The sequence below is a fragment of the Lysinibacillus sp. NPDC096212 genome (assembly GCF_044763105.1).
In the GTDB taxonomy this organism is placed as follows: domain Bacteria; phylum Bacillota; class Bacilli; order Bacillales_A; family Planococcaceae; genus Lysinibacillus.
Map to the genome: position 1 here is coordinate 29839 of NZ_JBIWFQ010000028.1, position 20851 is coordinate 50689.

General features: G+C 35.8%; 19 protein-coding genes. 11 read left to right on the top strand and 8 right to left on the bottom strand.

Annotation, left to right across the window (positions count from 1 at the left end; all coding sequences use genetic code 11):
• Positions 1 to 142: 142 nt before the first annotated feature.
• A complete protein-coding gene (locus ACIQ7T_RS21965) occupies positions 143 to 1423 on the top strand; it encodes an MFS transporter (protein ID WP_370081313.1) in 1281 nt (426 codons plus the stop codon).
• Between the two features lie 124 nt (positions 1424 to 1547).
• Here ACIQ7T_RS21965 and ACIQ7T_RS21970 read toward each other — a convergent pair whose 3' ends face one another.
• Entirely contained in the window at positions 1548 to 1745 is a 198-nt protein-coding gene (locus ACIQ7T_RS21970) for a hypothetical protein (RefSeq protein ID WP_370081311.1), read from the bottom strand.
• 232 nt (positions 1746 to 1977) lie between these two features.
• Here ACIQ7T_RS21970 and ACIQ7T_RS21975 point away from each other — a divergent pair, with 232 nt between their 5' ends.
• Positions 1978 to 2733, top strand: coding sequence for an IclR family transcriptional regulator (locus tag ACIQ7T_RS21975; RefSeq protein ID WP_370081309.1), 756 nt, complete (start codon positions 1978 to 1980; stop codon positions 2731 to 2733).
• A 79-nt stretch (positions 2734 to 2812) separates the two neighbouring features.
• On the opposite strand, the gene ACIQ7T_RS21980 is transcribed toward ACIQ7T_RS21975, so the two are convergent.
• Positions 2813 to 3844 carry a 5-oxoprolinase subunit C family protein gene (locus tag ACIQ7T_RS21980; protein ID WP_402873510.1) on the bottom strand — a complete coding sequence of 344 codons (1032 nt, stop codon included), beginning with the start codon at positions 3842 to 3844 and terminating at the stop codon, positions 2813 to 2815.
• Positions 3835 to 4575 (bottom strand): 5-oxoprolinase subunit PxpB, encoded by a 741-nt coding sequence (gene pxpB, locus ACIQ7T_RS21985; RefSeq protein WP_370081305.1) that lies wholly within the window; start codon positions 4573 to 4575, stop codon positions 3835 to 3837. The genes ACIQ7T_RS21980 and pxpB overlap by 10 nt, the downstream gene beginning before the upstream one ends.
• 278 nt (positions 4576 to 4853) lie before the next feature.
• Between pxpB and ACIQ7T_RS21990 the strand changes: the two genes are divergently transcribed.
• The 5 genes from ACIQ7T_RS21990 to ACIQ7T_RS22010 all read left to right on the top strand — a co-directional run bounded on the left by ACIQ7T_RS21990 (position 4854) and on the right by ACIQ7T_RS22010 (position 10377).
• Positions 4854 to 5618 (top strand): LamB/YcsF family protein, encoded by a 765-nt coding sequence (locus ACIQ7T_RS21990; protein WP_402873513.1) that lies wholly within the window; start codon positions 4854 to 4856, stop codon positions 5616 to 5618.
• 40 nt (positions 5619 to 5658) lie between these two features.
• Positions 5659 to 6876, top strand: coding sequence for an NRAMP family divalent metal transporter (locus ACIQ7T_RS21995; RefSeq protein WP_370081351.1), 1218 nt, complete (start codon positions 5659 to 5661; stop codon positions 6874 to 6876).
• Between the two features lie 65 nt (positions 6877 to 6941).
• Positions 6942 to 7733, top strand: coding sequence for a putative hydro-lyase (locus ACIQ7T_RS22000; protein WP_402873516.1), 792 nt, complete (start codon positions 6942 to 6944; stop codon positions 7731 to 7733).
• 599 nt (positions 7734 to 8332) lie between these two features.
• On the top strand, positions 8333 to 9772 hold the full coding sequence (gene pdxR, locus ACIQ7T_RS22005; protein WP_370081301.1) for a MocR-like pyridoxine biosynthesis transcription factor PdxR: 1440 nt from the start codon (positions 8333 to 8335) through the stop codon (positions 9770 to 9772).
• A gap of 155 nt (positions 9773 to 9927) precedes the next feature.
• Complete coding sequence (locus tag ACIQ7T_RS22010; protein ID WP_402873519.1) at positions 9928 to 10377, top strand: YfmQ family protein; 450 nt, start codon at positions 9928 to 9930, stop codon at positions 10375 to 10377.
• A gap of 128 nt (positions 10378 to 10505) precedes the next feature.
• Here ACIQ7T_RS22010 and ACIQ7T_RS22015 read toward each other — a convergent pair whose 3' ends face one another.
• Positions 10506 to 11639 carry a DUF4261 domain-containing protein gene (locus tag ACIQ7T_RS22015; RefSeq protein WP_402873522.1) on the bottom strand — a complete coding sequence of 378 codons (1134 nt, stop codon included), beginning with the start codon at positions 11637 to 11639 and terminating at the stop codon, positions 10506 to 10508.
• Between the two features lie 435 nt (positions 11640 to 12074).
• Here ACIQ7T_RS22015 and ACIQ7T_RS22020 point away from each other — a divergent pair, with 435 nt between their 5' ends.
• The 4 genes from ACIQ7T_RS22020 (at position 12075) to ACIQ7T_RS22035 (ending at position 17281) form a co-directional block, all read left to right on the top strand.
• The gene (locus ACIQ7T_RS22020) at positions 12075 to 12770 is read left to right on the top strand and encodes a FadR/GntR family transcriptional regulator (RefSeq protein WP_370081295.1); all 696 of its coding nucleotides are present in this window, start codon (positions 12075 to 12077) and stop codon (positions 12768 to 12770) included.
• A 381-nt stretch (positions 12771 to 13151) separates the two neighbouring features.
• Positions 13152 to 14564, top strand: coding sequence for an FAD-binding oxidoreductase (locus ACIQ7T_RS22025; protein WP_370081293.1), 1413 nt, complete (start codon positions 13152 to 13154; stop codon positions 14562 to 14564).
• On the top strand, positions 14557 to 15840 hold the full coding sequence (locus tag ACIQ7T_RS22030) for a (Fe-S)-binding protein (RefSeq protein ID WP_370081291.1): 1284 nt from the start codon (positions 14557 to 14559) through the stop codon (positions 15838 to 15840). The genes ACIQ7T_RS22025 and ACIQ7T_RS22030 overlap by 8 nt, the downstream gene beginning before the upstream one ends.
• 64 nt (positions 15841 to 15904) lie before the next feature.
• On the top strand, positions 15905 to 17281 hold the full coding sequence (locus ACIQ7T_RS22035) for an MFS transporter (protein ID WP_402873526.1): 1377 nt from the start codon (positions 15905 to 15907) through the stop codon (positions 17279 to 17281).
• A gap of 404 nt (positions 17282 to 17685) precedes the next feature.
• Here ACIQ7T_RS22035 and ACIQ7T_RS22040 read toward each other — a convergent pair whose 3' ends face one another.
• From ACIQ7T_RS22040 to ACIQ7T_RS22055, 4 genes are read right to left on the bottom strand one after another with little or no spacing between them, the layout of a single operon-like run.
• A complete protein-coding gene (locus tag ACIQ7T_RS22040) occupies positions 17686 to 18165 on the bottom strand; it encodes a ribonuclease FAU-1 family protein (protein WP_402873529.1) in 480 nt (159 codons plus the stop codon).
• A 15-nt stretch (positions 18166 to 18180) separates the two neighbouring features.
• Positions 18181 to 19035, bottom strand: coding sequence for an SDR family oxidoreductase (locus ACIQ7T_RS22045; protein ID WP_370081285.1), 855 nt, complete (start codon positions 19033 to 19035; stop codon positions 18181 to 18183).
• On the bottom strand, positions 19032 to 20060 hold the full coding sequence (locus tag ACIQ7T_RS22050; protein ID WP_402873532.1) for a polysaccharide biosynthesis protein: 1029 nt from the start codon (positions 20058 to 20060) through the stop codon (positions 19032 to 19034). Before ACIQ7T_RS22050 ends, ACIQ7T_RS22045 begins: the two co-directional genes overlap by 4 nt.
• Positions 20061 to 20099: 39 nt before the next feature.
• Entirely contained in the window at positions 20100 to 20699 is a 600-nt protein-coding gene (locus ACIQ7T_RS22055) for a glycosyltransferase family 2 protein (RefSeq protein ID WP_370081281.1), read from the bottom strand.
• Between the last annotated feature and the right edge of the window lie 152 nt (positions 20700 to 20851).

Sequence of the window (20851 nt, forward strand, 5' to 3'; positions counted from 1 at the left end):
ATTCCTCCGAACTCGTCGTAATAACTAGAGAACTAAAAGCATTTTCAACCAAATTCAAACCATAAAACTACTTTGAAAAACAGGTTTTAACGTTACCTATAATTCATATATATAGAGTAAAAGCTAATAGGAGTAGAAATCAATGGACAAACAAAATAGTAGATATAGATGGGTAGTATTTGTTTCTGTACTATTTACTTATTTGTTAATGGCGAGTCAACGAACCGCCCCTGGACTGATTACAGACCAATTGATGCGAGATTTTAATGTAACAGCATCAACGATTGGGTTATTGACAAGTATACAATTTTTTGTCTACACGAGTTTGCAAATTCCGATGGGGATTTTGGCTGATCGATTTGGGCCAAATTTTTTTCTAATTATTGGTGCTACTCTTACAGGTTTAGGAACAATTATTTATAGTCTGAGTACACATGAATTCGTCCTGTTTTTTGCCAGAATACTAACTGGGGTAGGGGATGCGACCATATGGGTTAACATGGTGCTAATTTTAGCCCAATGGTTTCAACCAAAGGAATTTGTTCGATTAATTGGCATGGCTGGCATGACAGGAAGTCTTGGTTTTTTATTGGCGACAGTACCTTACTCCACGTGGATACTTTTATTTGGTTGGAGGGTAACATTTTTCTCAGTAGGACTACTATTATGTTTCTGTGGCATTCTCCTTTATTTTGTACTTGTAAAAAAAACAAAACAAATTTTGGGGGATGAGCAAGTAATTGATACAGCAGAAGTGCAACGTGAAAAAACATCAGTTTTACTACGAAGAATATTTTCAAATCCGCAAGCATGGGCTCTATTCTTTTGCCATTTTGGGGTAGTCGGCGGTTATGTAGGCTTTATCAGTTCATGGGCAGTACCATATGGGATGAATATGTATGAAATGACTCGCTCAGATGCCAGCCAGCTGATTATGATCGGTCTTATCGGGGCCCTTATTGGAGCACCTTTAGCTAGTTGGATTTCAAGTCGGTTAGAAACAATTAAAAAACCGTATATTGTCGTTCATATCATTGTTTTATTAGGGTGGTTTTCTTTCCTTTTATGTAATGGGCATCCTTCCTTTTTCTTTCTGATTATTATTTTCTTTATCATTGGCTTTGGATATGGGGCGAGTGCATTAACCTTTGCAGCTGTACGTCAATCTTTTAAACTTGAAGAATCAGGAATTGTTTCAGGGATTGCGAATACGGGCGGCTTTCTAAGTGCTGTATTGCTACCCATCATTTTTGGATATATATTAGATCATTTTCAATCAACTTCAGGAAATCTATTTGATGGATATTACTATGGTTTCATCACGCCAGTTATCTTCTCCATCGTTGGTTTGATTGGAGTGATTTTATTTAAGGAAAAACGTCAGAGCGTAGGACAAAAAAAGAATAGCCGCATTTTTAACTAGCATCGTAATCGAGGGAATCAAAATAAGAATAACAAGCAGGGGTAAAGAGCATGGAAGGAGAGCAACCATTCTCTACTCCTGTTTTTTATTCCTTTATCAACCTGATTTACAGGGTATAGGCTCATCACCAAAAGTTGTGGATGACATTTGTTAAACGTATACCTTGTATATAAGTTGATTGGAGTGGAGGCTGGGCGACTCCTTGGGGATCAGCAATAGAGGAACGAAGGCTAAAACCATCACGTCCTGTGATAACGCCTTCGTGACCAACATCGTGTTGGCCCGAGACCCTGGAACGAGCATCGCGAGTGAAGCGGCTCATCGGACGCCCCCAGGAAGCTTTGCTCTGTGCGAAAGCGAAGCGTCAGCAATTGTTTTATCTGTGCGTAAGCGTAGCGACAGCAACAACAAAGCGCCCAGTCGGAACGGAAATCAATCACACGTTTTGGTGAAGATCCAGGGTATATAAAAACAGTAAGATGTTAGGTATAATTATTAATTAAGAAAAATTATGATTAGATTAAATCTAGTATAGAAGGGGAAGAAAACTTAAATTGACAAATAATAAAACGGTTGTCCGTTCAATGGATATTTTAAATCTATTTATCGATCATACTGAACTGTCATTCCAAGAAGTAATTGAGTTATCAGGAATCCCTAAAACCTCTGCTTTCCGCATGTTGAAATCTTTCGAGGAAATGGAGTTTTTAGAAAAGGGGGCTGATGCAAAATATAGGTTAGGCATTCTCTTCCTTAAATTTGGACATTTAGTATCAATGCGCCTAGATGTGCGGAAAATTGCAGATCCAATTATGAATGAGCTACATAATGATGTAAAAGAAGCGATTAATTTAATCGTTCGTGATGGTGACGATGCTGTTTATATCGAGAAAATTGATACGCAGCAAAAAGTTCGACTCTACACAGCAATTGGTAGAAAAAGTCCTCTTTATGCAGGGGCATGCCCTCGTGCTGTATTATCCTTTTTACCGGATGCAGACATTAAGGAATATCTTGAATCGGTAGAACTTACATCATTTGCAATGGGGACAATTACAGAAAAGGAAAAGCTTTTTGAAACGATTGTGCAGGCTAGAGAACTTGGTTATACAATCAGCCATTCAGAATTAGAAAATTATACTTCTGCTGTTGCAGCACCGATTTACGATCATAAAGGAGAAGTCGTTGCAGCAATGAGTATTGCGGGACTAGAAACCAATTATCGAGGGGAAAACGTTGAAATCTTCGTCGATAAACTTAAGAAGGCTACCGCAGCGATTTCTAAACAATTAGGGTATGAACAGCTTTAAAAAATGGGTAGTCTCAAAAGTCATTTGAGATTACCCATTTTGCGCTGAAATCGCTAGTTTTTTCGGAAAATATTACTATCTAAATAATCGAATTTTGGACGATTGAATAGCCTCTATCGCTTCTATAACCTTTTAAACGAAGCCCAAATGCTAATTCATTTCGTTTTCTTTCTTGCTGTATTAACGCCAATTGAGCTTCTTCAAGAGTGACCTCTTTAAAATAGACTCGACCATTTGCTTGCATTTGTGCTAATGATGGTAAATCGGCAGAAATCACTTGAGCTATTTTCGGATATCCACCAGTTGTTTGACGATCTGCCATTAAAATAATAGGTTGCCCATTGGAGGGCACTTGAATCGTTCCAAATGTAACCCCTTCGGATAATAATTCAAATGGCTCTTTTAATTGAATAGCCTCTCCTTCTAATCGATAGCCCATTCGGTCTGACTGTGTTGTGATGGTGTAAGGCGTTGAAAGGAATTTTTTTAAACTCCCCTCATCGAAATGCTGATATTCAGAGCCTCTTATGAAACGGATTGTTTGCGTTTTTTTAAATGTAACAAAGGGTGTGTAATCAGCTGACCAAGAAAGATACGTTGGTTCTTTTTTTAATTGTTTAAAAAGATCCTCTCCTAAATCTGATCGTCTATCTAATTCAAAAACATCATTCTTCAGCAATTTTCTTCCTTGAAATCCTCCAATTCCAGCACGTATGTAGGTACTTTTACTGCTCATCACTTTGGGTACTTGAATTCCTCCACTAAACGATACATAGGCTCGGCAACCACTAATCGCAGTATTAAATTTTAAAACAGAGCCTTTTTGAATAAAAAGTGGCCGCCACATTGGTGCTTCTATTCCGTCTATTGTAGGTTGTAAATTGCCACCTGTAATTGCGATCAGTTCATCAGTTTCAAATAAAAGGGTTGTTCCATAAAGTGTTACCTCAAGAACGCCTTCTCCTTCCGAATTTCCAACGAGTAAATTCGCAATTCGTAAGGAAATTGAATCCATTGCTCCTCCGACGATAACACCAAACTTTTGTAGTCCATATCTTCCTAGGTCTTGAATGGTTGCCAGCATACCTGGCTGTAATACCTTTATGCCCATGTTCTCATCTCCCAATCGCTCTTATATTCATCCAACGAAATTGGTACAAACTGAATTCGATCACCCGGTTGTAATAAGGTTGGAGGAGATTGTTCAGGTAGAAACAAACGAGAAGGTGTTCGTCCGATGATTTGCCATCCACCTGGTGTTTCTAATGGGTAAATCCCTGTTTGATTTCCCGCAATTCCAACAGATCCCGGAGTAATCGATAACCGTGGAGTTTCTTTACGAGGTGTTGCAATTTGTCTGTCCATTCCTCCCATAAAAGGAAAACCTGGAGCAAAGCCTATCATGTAAACAAGATATTCTACAGAAGAATGAATTTTAATGACTTCATTAGGTGTTAAACCATGATAAGTGGCTACAAATTCTAGATCTGGTCCCATTTCACCACCATATACTACAGGGATTTTTACGACACGTTCCTTCGTTGTTTCAACTATATGAGATTGGTTCATTAAAGAAAGAATTGTTGCTTTCACCTTTTCGTAAGGCATTTGAGCTCCTTTTTCTATAGTTGAAAAGTATACTTCAATCGGATTGTAATAAACTGTCACATTATTATAGGCAGGTACAACCTCGATGAATCCTTCAAATGGATTTCTCTCTAATAAATTCAATATATTTTTAACTTTGTAGTGAATTGCCTCACTGATTCCTTCACCTACATGTATAACTAGTGCAGAATCGCTCAAAGGTCTTATTTGTACATTCTCTTTTAAATTCAGCATAAAAACCAACTCCTGAAGTTTCGTAATTCGGTATATCAGTTTTAAATAACGGATTATTAAATAGTATATTTAAAGAATAAACAAAAACAAGTTTAATTTAAATGAAAATTTTAAAAAAAATATTCTTTCTCAAAATTTTAAATTTATACTTTTCAGAAATTATAAAATATGTTAAGATTTTTTTAAATTTCAAAACTTAAGTTCCGAATATCGGTACAAAATATTTGTAAACGTATTCATTATAACTACTTAAGTGGGAAGAAAACGGGGAGAAGAAGATGTTTCGAGTTGATTTAAACTGTGATTTAGGGGAAAGTTTTGGTCGTTATCGACTTGGAGAGCAAGAAGAAATCTTAAAATATGTAACCTCTGCTAATATTGCTTGTGGATTCCATGCTGGAGATCCAACAGTCATGCGAGAGACAGTTAAGCTAGCCATTGCTAATGGTGTGAAAATCGGAGCACATCCAGGATTACCGGATTTAAATGGTTTTGGACGACGTGAGATGAACATCACACCACAGGAAGCCTATGATATGGTTATTTATCAAGTTGGTGCATTGCAAGGTTTTCTAACGACTTACAATGAAACGATGCAGCATGTTAAGCCACATGGAGCACTTTATAATATGGCTGCTAAAAATCCAGCGATTGCTGAGGCAATCGCACAAGCTATTTATGATATTTCACCTTCACTTGTGTTATTCGGTCTCTCAGGTAGTGAATTAACAAAAGCCGGAGAAAAAGTAGGGCTTCAAACAGCCCATGAAGTGTTTGCAGATCGTACCTATCAGAAGGATGGTTCTTTAACATCTCGTCAACAACCTGATGCATTGATTACCGATAAGGAACAAGCTGTGAATCAGGTTGTGAGAATGGTGAAAGAGGGACTTGTGCTGTCACAACAGCAAATCGAAATTCCATTACAGGCAAATACTATTTGTATTCATGGGGACGGGGAACATGCTGTAGAGTTTGCAAAATATATTCATTCAAGATTAGCAGAACATCAAATATCAGTACGTGCAATCAAGGAGGGGTAGACCAATGGTAACAAAAAAAGCGGAAGTTAGTGAAGCTGGGATCGAGCAAGAGAAAAAAGGTAAATTTGTTAAGAAAACAGCAAGTAAAAGTGTGTTAATAGGAGCAGCCTTTTTAATGGCTACCTCATCTATCGGACCAGGTTTTTTAACACAAACGACAGTATTTACACAGCAATTAGCGGCTAGTTTTGGATTTGTCATTTTAATTTCATTAATTCTAGATATTGTCGCACAGGTAAACGTTTGGCGAATCATTGCTGTTTCTGGCTTGCGAGGGCAAGAAATTGCCAATAAGGTGTTACCTGGATTAGGTGTTCTCCTTGCAATAATGATTGTTATAGGCGGTTTAGCATTCAATATTGGTAACGTTGCTGGAGCTGGATTAGGGCTAAATGCAATGCTTGGCGTAGATCCAATTATGGGTGCCATTGTAAGTGCACTTTTTGCTATTTTTATATTTATCTATAAAGAAGCTGGGAAGGCAATGGACAGGGTTGCGCAAATTGCTGGCGGTGTTATGATTCTACTCATGCTATTTGTTGCTTTTAAGACTTCACCACCTGTAGGAGAAGCGATTGTGAGCACCGTTTGGCCTAAAGAAATTAGCTGGTTTGCGATTGTAACATTGGTTGGTGGATCAGTTGGAGGTTATATTACTTTTGCTGGTGGTCACCGCCTTTTGGACGCTGGCATCAAAGGACAAGAATCCTTACCAGAAGTAACAAAAAGCTCTGTGACAGGTATTTTGATTACTGGCGTAATGCGTATTGCTTTATTTTTAGCGGTTCTTGGTGTTGTTTCAAAAGGTTTAGTCATTGACCCTGCCAATCCACCTGCATCTGTTTTCCAACTAGCTGCGGGTAATATTGGTTATCGTATGTTTGGTATGATTATGTGGGCTGCAGCGATTACTTCTGTTGTAGGTGCAGCTTATACATCCGTTTCATTTATTCGTTCATTCCACCCTAACATAGAGAAATATCATAATTGGGTGATTATAGCATTTATCGTCATTTCAACAACAACTTTTGCCTTAGTTGGAAAGCCTGTTAATGTGTTAATTTTGGTAGGTGCATTAAATGCACTGATTTTACCATTATCACTTGGCATTATATTAGTTGCTGCACACAAAAAAGAAATCGTTGGTACATATAAGCATCCACGTTGGTTAACTGTAACTGGAGCAATTGTAGTTGTTCTTATGGGATATCTCAGCATCAATACATTTATTGAAGAAATTCCAAAAATTTTTAGTTAAACTAACAACCATCCATCCATGAGCATCTTTTCATGGATGGTTAATTTATAAGGAGTGAATTGATGATGACAACATATAGTGCTTTAGAGCCGAATGAAATCCGTAAACTTATTCGCAATCAAGAAATTTCTGAACCAACTTCTGGCATGTCGATTGGGTTTACACAAGCAAATTTAGTGATTTTGAAGAAGGAGCATGCCTTTGACTTTCTACTATTTTGTCAGCGAAATCCAAAGCCATGCCCGTTATTAGACGTGACAGAACCTGGATCATTTATCCCTTCAAAAATTGCTAAAAATGCAGATATTCGCAAGGACATTCCGAAATATCGTATTTATCGGGATGGTATTTTAACTGAAGAAGTATTAGATATTACAGAGTATTGGGAAGAGGATATGGTAGGTTTTTTAATAGGATGTAGCTTTACATTTGAAACACCTCTTCTTGAAGCAGGTATTCCAATAAGACATATTCAAGAAAACTGTAATGTGCCAATGTATAAAACAAATATCGCTTGTGAAAAAGCAGGTGTGTTTGAAGGACCAACTGTTGTCAGTATGCGCCCTATGACACCAGAGGATGCGATTCGTGCAATCCAAATTACTTCGCGTTTTCCAAATGTACACGGTGCACCAATTCATATTGGTAGTCCAGAACAAATAGGTATTACGGATATTTCAAAACCAGATTTCGGTGATGCCGTGTCCATTAAGCCAGGGGAAATACCAGTATTTTGGGCTTGTGGCGTAACCCCTCAGGCAGTAGCAATGGAAAGTAAACCTTCTATTATAATTACCCATGCTCCGGGTCATATGCTAATCACTGATATAAAGGAAACAAGCTTGAGCATACTTTAAGGTATGTTCGAGGACATCTATTTATTTTTCTGCATAAGTAAGAGTCAAGAGATTGGGACAAAACCTATTTCTGAAATCTAAAAGCTGGAAGGACTTACTTGGGACACTACAAAAACAAACGAAAAAGTACCACGGTGTCGTTCGATTCATGGACCTTAAGGGTAAAGAAATCCTGTCGTGACAAAACGTGACTAGATTGCCGCATTACCCTGGGGACGTACAGTTTATAACGTTATACTTAGAGAAAAAATAAGCATTTTCGCTTATGATTCAATTTTACAGTACTCGGTCAATCGAGTTTCTGTATTAATGGATTGTGCGTGGAGGTGCTTTTTTCTTTGCCCTAAAAGAAGGGGATATTTGAAATTCAAATAGTACAACCGTTATTGCAAGTTAGAAAACATGAAGAAAAACGAGATGATTTAGCAGTTGAAAAAATGAGGATTGATTATTTAAGTGGATGGCTAAAATAAAAAGAAGTGGATGGTTCATTACAATTGAAATAATATTAATATATAATCTTTTACCAGGAATAACACTGATGAAAGAAGAAAGCAAGATTTTAAGTAAGTTTTAAGGAACTAATGAGGTGAGTATATTTGGATTGGAAACCTGATAGACAAGCGAAAAAAGCGATCTATAAACAACTCGCAGAATATATGGAAAAGGGAATTGCAGATGGTACATTTCCACCTGATAAACCATTGCCATCAGAGAGATATTTAGCTAGTGCTTTACATTTAAATAGAAGTACTGTCGTTAATGCATATGACGAATTAGAATCGATGGGGCTAATTGAAAGAAATAGAGGCAGTGGTACTACAATAAGTAAAGATATATGGGGTATGACAAAAAAACGGATTCCTAGCTGGAATAGGTATATTGAGGCGGGTTCTTTTTTACCTAGTCAACCTGTAACGCAAAAAATAAGAAAAGAAGCTGTTGAACATAAACTAATAAATTTAGCTTCCGGTGAATTATCTGAAGAACTTTTCCCGAAAAGCTTTTTAAGCGAGATAACTTCAACACGTTCTTTTATTGGAAGCCTAGGATACGATCATCCACAGGGGAATGAAACCCTTAGAAATACCATTACTAAACACGTAAAAAAAAGTCGGGGAATCGAAACTAATCCTTCTTCAATACTTATAACATCAGGAGCGCAACAAGCATTACATTTAGTTGTACAATGTTTGTTAAAGCCTGGAGATGCAATAGCAATAGAAGATCCTTCTTACAATTATAATCTTCCAATTTTTAAATCGGTAGGTATACAAGTACATTATCTACCTGTCGATAAGGATGGAATGAACCCAGAAGATTTGCAGTTATTATATAAAAAACACCGAATTAAAATGATTTTTTTAAATCCATATTTTCAAAATCCAACGGGCTCCTTATTGAATAATAAGAAAAAAGAAGCGATTTTAGACATATCCTCAAAGCTTGGGATTCCAGTAGTAGAAGATGATCCTTATAGTTTAACAGCTTTTTCAGGAGAAAAAATCTCTACCCTTAAATCAATGGATAGGAATGGAAACGTATTATACATTAGTTCTTTGTCCAAAATTGTTGCATCAGGATTAAGAATAGGGTGGATTATAGGCCCAACATCTGTGATTGAAAGATTATCCGATGCGAAACAACAAATCGACTTCGGTCATTCTAGCTATACTCAATGGATAGCGAATGATTTTTTAGAATCAGAAAATTTTCATATTCATATAAAAAGTTTAATTAAGGAATTAGAAAAAAGGAGAGATAAAATAATAAAAAGCCTTGATACTTATTTAAAAGATCTGGTGGAATATTCTATTCCTCAAGGTGGTATTCATATATGGTGTAAAATACTTAAAAATTATAATGAAACTCAATTGCTTGAAGAATCTATTAAAAGAGGTGTCATTTATGTTCCTGGTTCTACACTGGGATCCAAAGATGGTTTTGTTCGATTTACTTTCGCCAGGGAAGATGAAGATTCAATAGATGAAGGAATCAAAAGGTTTGCAGAAGCTCTTAATAGTTTAATAGCCAATTGAATGACTAAAAATGTGTTAGCTTATATATTTATCCCTAAGATAAATGGATGGTCAAAAAAGTATCAAATTGGATGGTTATAAAAAATATAAATCCCTTATCATTGAGAGGTGGATGATAAATCATCGATATAGCCTACTGAAAGAGTTGATATGATATGACATCGGGTTTGATTATTACACTAGTAATTGGATCTATTATTAAATTGTTAATGAGCCCTCCCAGTATAGCTGTGGCATGGGGAGTAAGTAAATTTGAACTTCATAAAAAACTTGATTCTAAAGATGTAACGGTAACATTTAACGGAACGAATTTAGAAGAGGAAGAAAAAAATAGATTTACAGACTATTTTAATAAAGCTTCCTTTTTAAAAAAATATTATATATTTCCAGGCAATGAAAAATTATTTCTACAGCCAGAGACTAATGTTACTCCATTTGTCATCAACGTAAAAAGAGGCAAAAAAGAAGACGTTAATTTCTTTGTTTTTAGTTACGACAATCACGTTGATGTAGTCAAGAAGTGCAAGGAGAAGGTTGTTTCATATAGTATTAGTTCTGAATATCTACAAAATTTCTCTATTTTAACTACAAATGCAAACCATTGAAAAAAGGTTTTCGAAAAAATTAGGAGTTCAGCCTATCGTAAAAGATTGGTTGCATAAAACATAAACCAGAATGGAGAAATCCATTCTGGTTAAAGTCTAACTAGAGTTTACTACAACTCTACGATGTCCTAGTATTTGATTTTGAGAGTATCCCCATCGACATAAACTCCCTCGGAACGGGAAATCGGCAGCTTTTGCTCTGCTGAGAAGCCGATCGTTTCTCCATCCCTTAAAGTAACATCCTCTTCTACAATATATCCGGAAATAGTAATCAAAAAATCACGCAGCTCGGCAGGCGATGCCTGACTGTCCAGGATTTCAATTTCATCCTTGCCAAAGGACTTTAGCCCATAAGTATATCCATCTACCCCGGTTTCCGTTCCTACCAGTCCGAAATAAACCAGATTCAGTAAAGGATACATATCGTCATTCTTCATGACTTCTGCCATATCCTGAAAAAGTTCAGGCTGGAATACTGTGCCAGATGTATAGATCCCGATTGCGTTAGGAAGCTTTAGACAACTGGCCGCCAGCTTAGTGTATAGTCTGCCGCTGTCCAGCGGGGAGCCGGAACGAGTAAATACAGCCAGGATGATTTGAGCAACATGCGTTTGAGTAACCTCCACGGCTTCTTTCCACATGTAGTTTCCCTGTGCATAATACTCAGCCTCACCATCTGGTACGGGAGCATCGACAAAACTTACCGCTAACATGCAGTCGTCCACTTCAAAGACCAGGGTTCCTTCGTTTGTTTCTTCGGCGTTATCCTCATCCTCTACCTCTACTGACGAGCAGGAGAGGTTCCAATCATTCAAAAGGTTGGCTTTTATCTGATCAATATCACATTCTGCAGAGTTAAGCAGAACGAATCCGTTAAAAATACCAGATCCACTGTCTTGTGTTTCCGTCTCGTCCTCCATGGATTGGGTAGCTTCATATGCTGCAGCCTGCTGCATCCAGTATTCTCGGATTAATTCTACCATCTTTACAGCTTCTTGCTCTGCAGTCGCAGGGTTATAGGGTTGCATCTCGCTGAATATATGGCCACAATGCTCAGTGTAAGAAGGGTCCTCATAGCCTCCGCATACACCAAGGAGCCATTTTCCAAGCATTGTTTTTTTATACTTGAATATATAGTAGTGCATATCATGTAAATCAAACTCTCCCGCAATTTCTATTTTACTAGGTTGTTTCCCGAGTTCTCGTTCATCTGCTAGCCAATCAATCATAGATTGCATCGCTGCTTGTTGTTGAGCTGACATTAATTTCTCTCCTTTACAAATGTATGATTCTACCATTATACTACCAACTTTTGGGGAATTGAATAGTAAATCAAGAATTTTACCTCTGATGGCAGATCACTTCTAGGCGAAAACAAAACATTATATTTTCCTTCAAATCTTTATCCTCATCAAGCAATTCACCATTTCCAAACCCATCCCATTAATTTCGACAAAATGTGAATGGGGGCTACCGTTTAAAAGCCGCTCTGACCTTTTTTCAAAAACTGAAAAGTGTATTGTTTATAAAATTAAGATAGATGTAAAAAAAGGAATTCGATACTTTTGACAAACGATTAAAGTTATTATGCAAAGAAAATTTATGAAAAATATAGAAAATTAAGAAATTAACTTGTATACTTGTATTATAAGTCGACAACTTGAGGGTAAAGATATATTAGAAAGTGGGTTTTATAAATGATGATTGAACGTAAAAGTATTTCAAATCAGGTTTTAGAAGAAATATTAGAAATGATAAAAAATGATGAATTATCAGTTGGGTCTTTAATGCCAAGTGAACATGATTTAGTTACGCATTTTGGTGTTAGTAGGGCACCTATTCGAGAAGCTTTAAAAGTTCTCGAAGTGTCGGGTATTATTTCCAGTAAACAGGGTGGAAGAAGTCGTATTAATTCGATCAATTTATCAGATATGTTAGCGCCAATTCGCTTTGAAGTCATTTCTTTAGAGGAAATTCTTGATTTATTAGAGTTTCGTATCCATATTGAGTCGAGTGCAGCAAGTTTGGCAGCTGAACGCCGTACAGAAGAAGAATTGGAAGCTTTAAAAGAAGCAGTTCAACAATTTGAAGAGGTCTATAAATGTGATTATGATACAGGGCAACAAATTGATTTTGCTTTTCATAAATTAATTATGCAAGCATCGCACAATCAATTTTTTATAGATACACAAAATAATCTCTCGGAACTTTATATAAAAGCGTTACAATTTTCTTTATCAAAAAATTTGGGGTTAGAAAAGAAGCGTAATGAAGTACTAGAAGAGCATAGAAAAATTGTAGAAGCGATTGAGAGAAAAGATGCACGTGCGGCAAGTAGTGCGATGATTTTACATTTAACAAATGCACGAAATAAATTGGAATCCTTGAAATAACACAGTATTGAATGGTAGTTAGAAACCCTATAACATGCAAAGGTTATTTTTGAAGTCTTTCACGGCTTTCACGATGTAATCAATTTCTTTATTTACAAGGAGTCAACCGGATGCTGTGATCTTCTGAAGAAAATTCGCAATCAAGTCACTCTTTTGTTGTATTAATAACTAGGAAAGATGTTTCTTAGTGGAAACTAAAAAATTTTAAAAAAATGATTCTCTTTTTTGATTTCTGAAAAAACAATTTCAATTAGGTGAACCATTAAAATAAGAGCGAGTAAGCAAATCGGTGACTATTTTCTATTAGAAATATAAAGAATTCGCAGTTTTCAGGCTTAATTGAAAAGAGCTCTTATTATTAATTAAAGAAAGAGGGATTGTATGGAGCTACAAAAAGTAGAAAGTGAAATTAGAAAAATTATTTCAGACACAGAACGAGTTATGAGAGATCCAGCAGATTTAGTGAGTTATTCGTATGATGCCTCTTTTGGTTCGTATATGCCTGATATTGCTGTACAAGCTATAACAACTGAAGAAGTAGTAAATATTATGAAAATAGCGAATCACTATAAAGTGCCAGTGTATCCGAGAGGGCAGTCAACGAGTTTGAGTGGCGGACCTTTACCTGTACAAGGCGGTATTGTTTTAGATTGTTCTCAATGGACATCGAAATTAGAAGTTTTTCCAGAGGATATGCTTGTGGTAGTTTCACCAGGTGTTACAGCGAAGCAAATTAATGATGCCGCACTCAAACATGGCTTAATTTATCCACCAGATCCAAGTAGTATGAATATTGCTACGATTGGTGGTAATCTAGCAGAAAATTCAGGGGGACCTAAAGGGTTGAAATATGGAGTGACGAAAGACTATGTAGTAGGTCTAGAAGTCGTGACGCCTGAGGGAGATATAATGCGTACAGGTGGAAAAACTATTAAAAATGTAACCGGTTACGATGTGACGAATTTGATTGTTGGTTCAGAAGGTACACTTGCTGTCATAACAGAAGCAACGCTACGACTTTATCCGAAACCACAGGCTACAGTTACATTAATGGCTTTATTTGATAATTTGATAGATTCCGGCCACAGTATTTCTAATATTTTAAGTGCAGGTATTATACCTGCTAAATTAGAAATTATGGATCAAGCGTCTATTCAAGCTGTTGAAGAATATCAACCGACAGGTCTACCGATAGATGTAGAGGCAATGATTTTAATTGAACTAGATGGGCATCCGGTAGCAATTGAACAAGAAATTGAAGTTGTTAGAAATGTATGTACAAAGTATAACGCTCGAAAAGTAGAAATTGCTAAAACAGAAGAGAAAGCTCTAGCTTTATGGAAAGCACGTAAGCTAGTGTCACCAGCAATTGTTCGTAATAAACCGACAAAAATTTCAGAAGATGCAACTGTTCCGAGAAGTAAAATTCCAGAGATGTTTTCACGATTAAAAGAAATTCGTCAAAAATACGATGTTGAGCTAGTTATTTTCGGTCATGCAGGTGATGGAAATTTACATCCAAATATTATTGCAGATGCAAATGATTTGGAGGAAATGAAACGAGTGGAAAAAGCTGTAACAGAAATTTTTGAAGCAGCAATCGAACTTGGTGGAACACTTTCAGGTGAGCATGGAATAGGCACATTAAAGGCACCATTTTTAGAAATGGAACTAGGTGAGGTAGGGGTAGATATGATGAAACGAATTAAACAAGCATGGGATCCAAATAATATTTTAAATCCAGGAAAGATTTTTGCTGAAAAAGGGCAGAAATTTTCGTTAACAAATGATTAAACAAGAACTTGCTTATAAAGAAACGCTTAGCTGTGTACAATGCGGCTATTGTCTACCTGCTTGCCCAACCTATATTACTTTTAAAAAGGAGAAACACTCACCACGTGGCCGTATTAATTTAGTGAAAATGGCTGCTGAAGGAAAAATTTCTTATGAAGATATGGAGCAAGGTATTGAGCTTTGTCTTGGATGTAGAGCTTGTGAAACTGCCTGTCCTTCAAACGTTCCTTATGGCACCATTTTAGAATCGGCTGTTGCGAGTTTAGCGACTTATAATAAAGAAAGAATGAAAAAACGTCACAAACTTATTAAGTATATGTTGTTTGAACATACAATTCCAAATAAAAAAGTACTAAATATTGGTGAAGTAGGGTTAAGTCTTTATCAAAAAACAGGGGTGCAAAAAGTAGTCCGTAAATCAAATATATTAAATGTATTCCCAGAAAAAATGAAAGCGTTTGAAAACATATTACCAGAAGTAGACCGTCACAAAAGGCAATCATTTTATGCATCAAAGCAAATAAAAAAGTTTAATGTAGGATTTTTTACAGGTTGTGTAATGGATACGATGTTCAAAAAAATTAATACGTTAAGTATTAAATTATTGCAAGTGGCTCACTGTAATGTAAGTGTAGTTCCAAAACAAGGCTGTTGTGGAGCATTACATAATCATAGCGGAGAACATGATTTAACAATAAAGTTAGCGAAGCATAATATTGAAATTTTTGAAAAACATCAATTTGATTATATTGTTAATAGTATTGGTGGTTGTGGAGCAATGCTCATTGAATATGATGTTTTATTAAAAAATGATAGTAAGTGGGCCGAACGTGCAAAAGCCTTTGCTGAAAAAGTTGTTGATATAAGTGTCCTTTTAAATCAAGTAGATTTGCCATTTAAAAAATCCATTTCACAGCTCGTCACATATCAGCCTTCTTGTCATATGACAAATGTTCAAAAATGTGTAGCACCGCCTGTTAATTTAATTCAGAAAATTCCGGGTATTTCATATGTACCATTACTAGAAAAAGATATGTGCTGTGGCTCAGCTGGAATTTATAATTTTATAAATTATGAAGCTTCAATGAAAATTTTAGATGAAAAGATGCTTCATGTAAAAAATACACTACATCAAGAAAAAGCATGGATTATTACATCAAATCCGGGGTGTCATTTGCAAATGAAACTTGGTATTGATCGTGAAAAAATGGATGAAAGTGTTGAAGTATATCATCTAGTAGAAGTTTTAGCTGATGCATGTGATATCCATATATAATTGGTATTTTGCTTCTCACAAAGGGGCTTAAATATAGAAAATAGTTAAATGGGGGATATAGTTTATGAAAAATAATTTACCGCAAGTTGACGAGCGTAAATTAATGAGAAAAGTATCTATACGTATTTTGCCATTCTTGATTTTATGTTACATATTAGCGTACTTAGATCGTGCAAATATAGGCTATGCTGCATTAGAAATGAATGCAGATTTAGGTTTAACAAGCCAGGTTTTCGGTTTAGCAACAGGGATTTTCTTCATTGGATATTTTGTGTTTGAAATTCCAAGTAATATTTTAATGGAGAAGTTTGGTGCACGTATTTGGATTGCACGTATTTTGATTACATGGGGTATCATTTCAGGTTGTACGGCTTTTGCTCACAATGAAGTGCAACTATATATTATTCGATTCCTACTAGGGGTTGCAGAAGCAGGATTTTTCCCAGGTATTATTTTGTATTTAACATATTGGTTCAGAGGTAAGGAACAAGCATCTGCAATTGCTATTTTCTCAATGGCCATTCCAGTTTCATATATTATAGGAGCACCGTTATCAACTCTTATTATGGATAATTTCAATTTCTTAGGTTTTGAAGGATGGCGTTGGATGTTTATTTTAGAGGCATTTCCAGCTATTCTTTGTGGATTTATTGCATTTAAATTATTAACAGATAAGCCAGTGGATGCAAAATGGTTAAATGATGATGAAAAGCTTTGGTTAACGAAGACAATTGAAAATGAAAAAACTGTAAAGCAGAGTAAAGCTGTAAAACAAGATGGTCATTTTGCAGCATTTAAAAATGGGCGTGTATGGTATTTATCAATTATTTACTTTGTTTATTTGACAGGAAGTTTAGGTGTAGGTTATTGGATGCCACAAATTATTAAAGGATTTTCAGATGACTTATCAAATACACAAGTTGGATTTATTGCTATGGTGCCTTATATCGTAGCGACAATTGTGATGATTTTATGGTCACGTAACTCAGATCGCACGAAAGAAAGAAAGTTCCACTCGGCATTCCCTTTATTTGTAGCTGCTATTACGTTAGCTGGTGCAGGGGCATTTAATGCACATCCTGTTTTATCTATGATATTGATTACATTTGCTTTAACAGGAATGTATAGTTTCAAAGGACCATTCTGGACTTATCCACAGTTGTTGTTGGCGCCGTCATTACTTGCGGTAAGTATTGCAATGATTAACTCATTTGGTAACTTAGGTGGTTTTGTTGGGCCATATATGATGGGGTATTTAAAAGATACATTTAATACATCTACTGTCGGATTATATTTCTTAAGTACATTATTATTAATTAGTTCTATAATGATATTCTTCTTAAAAGACGTTGAGAAAAAAGAGGATATTAAAAAAGTAAAAGAAACAGAAAAAGCAAATAAAGAAAATGTAAAAGAAGATAGTGCTAATATTTTCATATAAATAACTGTTTATCACAAATTAGCAATAAAAAGCTTGTCGCGAATAATCTTTTTCGACAAGCCTTTATTTAATTTACGTTTAGCTTACAGTGAATTATGTTCTATAATATGCTCTCTATAAGGTTACAATCATCTATAACTTATACTGACTGAAATGTGTCGAATGATTTGGGGTCTAATGCCACCATAAATCTTTGTAAGACCATAATCAAATAACTCATATAAATGATCAGCATCTCCATGTACGATAGACGTATCAATTAAAGGAGGTGCTTTTCTTAAGAAAAGAAACCACATATGTCTTTACAAAAGAACTAGTCTAAGCTCTTGAAAAATATGATTTATGAAATTGATTCATTTATTAAAAAATCTTTATGATCTTTAGAAAGGTTAACCAACTTAAATTCACCTTTGCATATATCTCTTTATGCTGTTTAGCTCGTTCCAAGCCAAATCATAAAGAGATTTATCAATGATGCCATTCAAATAAGCTTCTTCTAATTCATCAGCATCTTTTTCAATCACTTCTCCCGATGGTAACAAGATAAGATCTAAAAATAGATCATCCATATAAGGTACATTTTCTTCTATTGAATTTTTATGGCAAATATCGATATACCATTGAATTATTTCTCCGTTAGCATCAAACATTGTTGTTACAGAATGGTTTTTTTTAAGAGGAAATTGTTGTAACCATAAATAGCCGTTATCAACAATACATAGCTTTTTCTCTCTATAATTCACGAATAAAGGTTCAGTAACTCGGGTTGCTTTTAATAATGTTATAAAACCCTTAAATTCTCTCGTATCAAGATATGACTGACTGTACTTTCTTTCTATAACTCGTTGCCATTCTGCACGGTCTCCGTACTTTCTTTTTAGCATACTGAACCTCCAAACTCATTGAAAATAATGAGGATACAATTCTTTATGCTGCCATATCCATTTTTTCATCTCAAGGATCATTTCCTCATAGCTAGGTACAGTAAATGAAAAATCTTTTCGTGTGTTGACTAGTGTTTTATCAATGTTTACCAATTGGTATGGGCGGATGGTAATTTTATTTTCCTTGAAGTGCTTATTGAATAATTGCAGCAGCTCAAATTTTGAAATACTGCTATTGTTGACGAGGTGGTAGAGGCCTGTTGTCCCTTCAATTGCTGCACGTTCAATGGCTTTTGCTAATGTTAGGGTAGTAACTCCCGTCCATATTGCTCCAGTATAGCCGTTAATAGTATCTTGCTGCTTCATAAACCAATGAAAGAGGCCTATGCCATCTACTTTCATATCAGGGCCGATGATAGAGTTACGAAACGTTAGGTGTGGAGTGCTTTCAATTTCCCCTAAGCCCTTCGTACGATCATAAAAGGTTTCTCCGTCGAGAAGGCTTTTTTCATGATAGGGGGCTACTTTTCCAGAGAATACACAATCCGTACTCAAATGAATAAGCTTTGTTTTCTTGTTTTTTAATAAAGATACGATGGCATGAGGCAAATAACTATTGAGATATATGCTTTTCTCACGGTCGGTTTCACAGGCATCATTTAAAACTCCGATACAATTGACTACAACATCGTAGTCGTGGTCTAGTAATAGTGACCTTAAAAAATTTGTATCTGAAATATCTCCCGTAATATTATTTCCGTATGAAAAGGCTGTTCGTGAATAGGTAGTTACATCATGCCCTTGAGAGCACAAATAGAGTGAAATCGTGTGGCCAGCCATTCCAGTAGCGCCAAGAACTAAAAATTTCAAGGTTTTCCTCCCATCCAATTATGTAATTCTTCTTGAACAAGAGGGAGCTTTAATAATTTTTCTTTGATTTCAGCGACGGACAGTATTTTCGTATTAGTAGAGTTATATTCATCGGTTAACGTAATTTTAGGAGAGCCCTCATCAAGATATTTCCCATAATTTAAATCCCGATTATCTGCAGGGATTCTATAAAAATTCCCCATATCGATGGCCTTTGCAGCTTCTTCCTTTGTTAATAACACTTCATAAATCTTTTCACCATGCCGTGTTCCGATAATTTGTATCTTATTTTGAGCCTGAAATATTTCTAGTAAAGCTTTTGCTAAATCCTCAATATAAGCAGCTGGTGATTTTTGAACCATAATGTCCCCGTTACCAGCGTGTGAGAAGGCGTATAAAACTAGTTCTACTGCCTCGTCAAGACTCATCATAAAGCGTGTCATTTTTGGATCTGTAATAGTTAAAGGCTTGCCAGCTTTAATTTGTTCGATAAATAAAGGGATAACAGAGCCTCGAGAGGCCATCACATTGCCGTATCGTGTACCGCAAATCAATGTTTGATCTGGATGAACCATTCTTGACTTAGCAATAAACGTTTTTTCCATCATGGCCTTTGATATTCCCATTGCATTTACTGGATAAGCAGCCTTATCAGTAGATAGGCAAATAATTTTTTTAACACCTGTTTGAATAGCAGCAGTTAAAACATTATCGGTACCGAGGATGTTCGTCTTAACTGCTTCTAGTGGGAAAAATTCGCAAGAGGGGACTTGCTTAAGAGCGGCAGCATGAAAAACAAAATCGACATCATACATCGCATTGTAAATGCTTTGGATGTCACGTACATCACCGATAAAAAATTTGATTTTCGGATGTTGATAGAGTTTACGCATATCATCTTGCTTTTTTTCATCTCTTGAAAAGATGCGTATTTCTTTAATGTCTGTATTCAAAAATCTCCTTAATACAGCATTACCAAAAGAGCCTGTGCCCCCTGTTATGAGAAGAACTTTATCTTTAAACATTGTATTGTTTCACACCTCTTACATGCATGGAGTACCAATTTATTTTAATCCTCTTCGATGTAAATCATATTCAGAATTCTCCCTCGGGAAGTTATACCAATATGCCAATTCATTTGTATATTTGCTCGTCGGGTTTTTATCCATTAAGGCACAGTTAAAATCCCAATCCCCAGCAATATCTTTTCTTATGGTAAAGGTTGCATCACCTAAAAAACTTCTTCGAATAATTTTAAATTGTCCAGGTAAAGTGTATCGATTAGATTCATCTTTTATAAATGCATAGCCAGCCTTTGTTAGCATGTTGTAGTAGTAAATATCAAACTGACCATCTACTTGGGCTAAGACGTTTCGTATAGCGGGTAAATAGTGATCATCACTATCAATGATAGCTATATAATCACCTGTAGCTTCTGCGATACATCGATTATAGGCTACACTAGCACCTAAATTAGTTGGATGGTTAATTATTTTTAAGGCAGGACAGTTTTTTTGATAGTCCTTTAATAGGGCTACAGTATTGTCAGTTGAGCCGTCATCGCAGACGATAATTTCATAGGCATATTCTTTCGGGATACTTTCCAACATGGTCAATATCCACTCTTCACTATTATAGGCAGGTGATAAAAAGCTAATATTCATGAAAAACCTCGATTCTTTTATAGTTAGTTGAAATAGGTGTAAGTAGGAGTTTTATAAAGTCTAATGCTGTTTACTTTGATTGACATAAAGGATTCTTTATTACAATATGCGTTGCAAGAGCTGTTCTATAGGCAATTGTTTATATTCGTTGT

Bases quoted from the DNA above. Each gene is read 5' to 3' on its own strand.
- ACIQ7T_RS22000 (WP_402873516.1), top strand. From the start codon at position 6,942: ATGACAACATATAGTGCTTTAGAGCCGAATGAAATCCGTAAACTTATT.
- ACIQ7T_RS22015 (WP_402873522.1), bottom strand. From the start codon at position 11,639: ATGTCAGCTCAACAACAAGCAGCGATGCAATCTATGATTGATTGGCTA.
- ACIQ7T_RS21965 (WP_370081313.1), top strand. From the start codon at position 143: ATGGACAAACAAAATAGTAGATATAGATGGGTAGTATTTGTTTCTGTA.
- ACIQ7T_RS22025 (WP_370081293.1), top strand. From the start codon at position 13,152: ATGGAGCTACAAAAAGTAGAAAGTGAAATTAGAAAAATTATTTCAGAC.
- ACIQ7T_RS22020 (WP_370081295.1), top strand. From the start codon at position 12,075: ATGATGATTGAACGTAAAAGTATTTCAAATCAGGTTTTAGAAGAAATA.
- ACIQ7T_RS22040 (WP_402873529.1), bottom strand. From the start codon at position 18,165: ATGCTAAAAAGAAAGTACGGAGACCGTGCAGAATGGCAACGAGTTATA.
- ACIQ7T_RS21980 (WP_402873510.1), bottom strand. From the start codon at position 3,844: ATGGGCATAAAGGTATTACAGCCAGGTATGCTGGCAACCATTCAAGAC.
- ACIQ7T_RS22010 (WP_402873519.1), top strand. From the start codon at position 9,928: ATGACATCGGGTTTGATTATTACACTAGTAATTGGATCTATTATTAAA.
- ACIQ7T_RS22050 (WP_402873532.1), bottom strand. From the start codon at position 20,060: ATGTTTAAAGATAAAGTTCTTCTCATAACAGGGGGCACAGGCTCTTTT.
- ACIQ7T_RS22055 (WP_370081281.1), bottom strand. From the start codon at position 20,699: ATGAATATTAGCTTTTTATCACCTGCCTATAATAGTGAAGAGTGGATA.
- ACIQ7T_RS21990 (WP_402873513.1), top strand. From the start codon at position 4,854: ATGTTTCGAGTTGATTTAAACTGTGATTTAGGGGAAAGTTTTGGTCGT.
- ACIQ7T_RS22035 (WP_402873526.1), top strand. From the start codon at position 15,905: ATGAAAAATAATTTACCGCAAGTTGACGAGCGTAAATTAATGAGAAAA.
- ACIQ7T_RS21970 (WP_370081311.1), bottom strand. From the start codon at position 1,745: ATGAGCCGCTTCACTCGCGATGCTCGTTCCAGGGTCTCGGGCCAACAC.
- ACIQ7T_RS22030 (WP_370081291.1), top strand. From the start codon at position 14,557: ATGATTAAACAAGAACTTGCTTATAAAGAAACGCTTAGCTGTGTACAA.
- pxpB (WP_370081305.1), bottom strand. From the start codon at position 4,575: ATGCTGAATTTAAAAGAGAATGTACAAATAAGACCTTTGAGCGATTCT.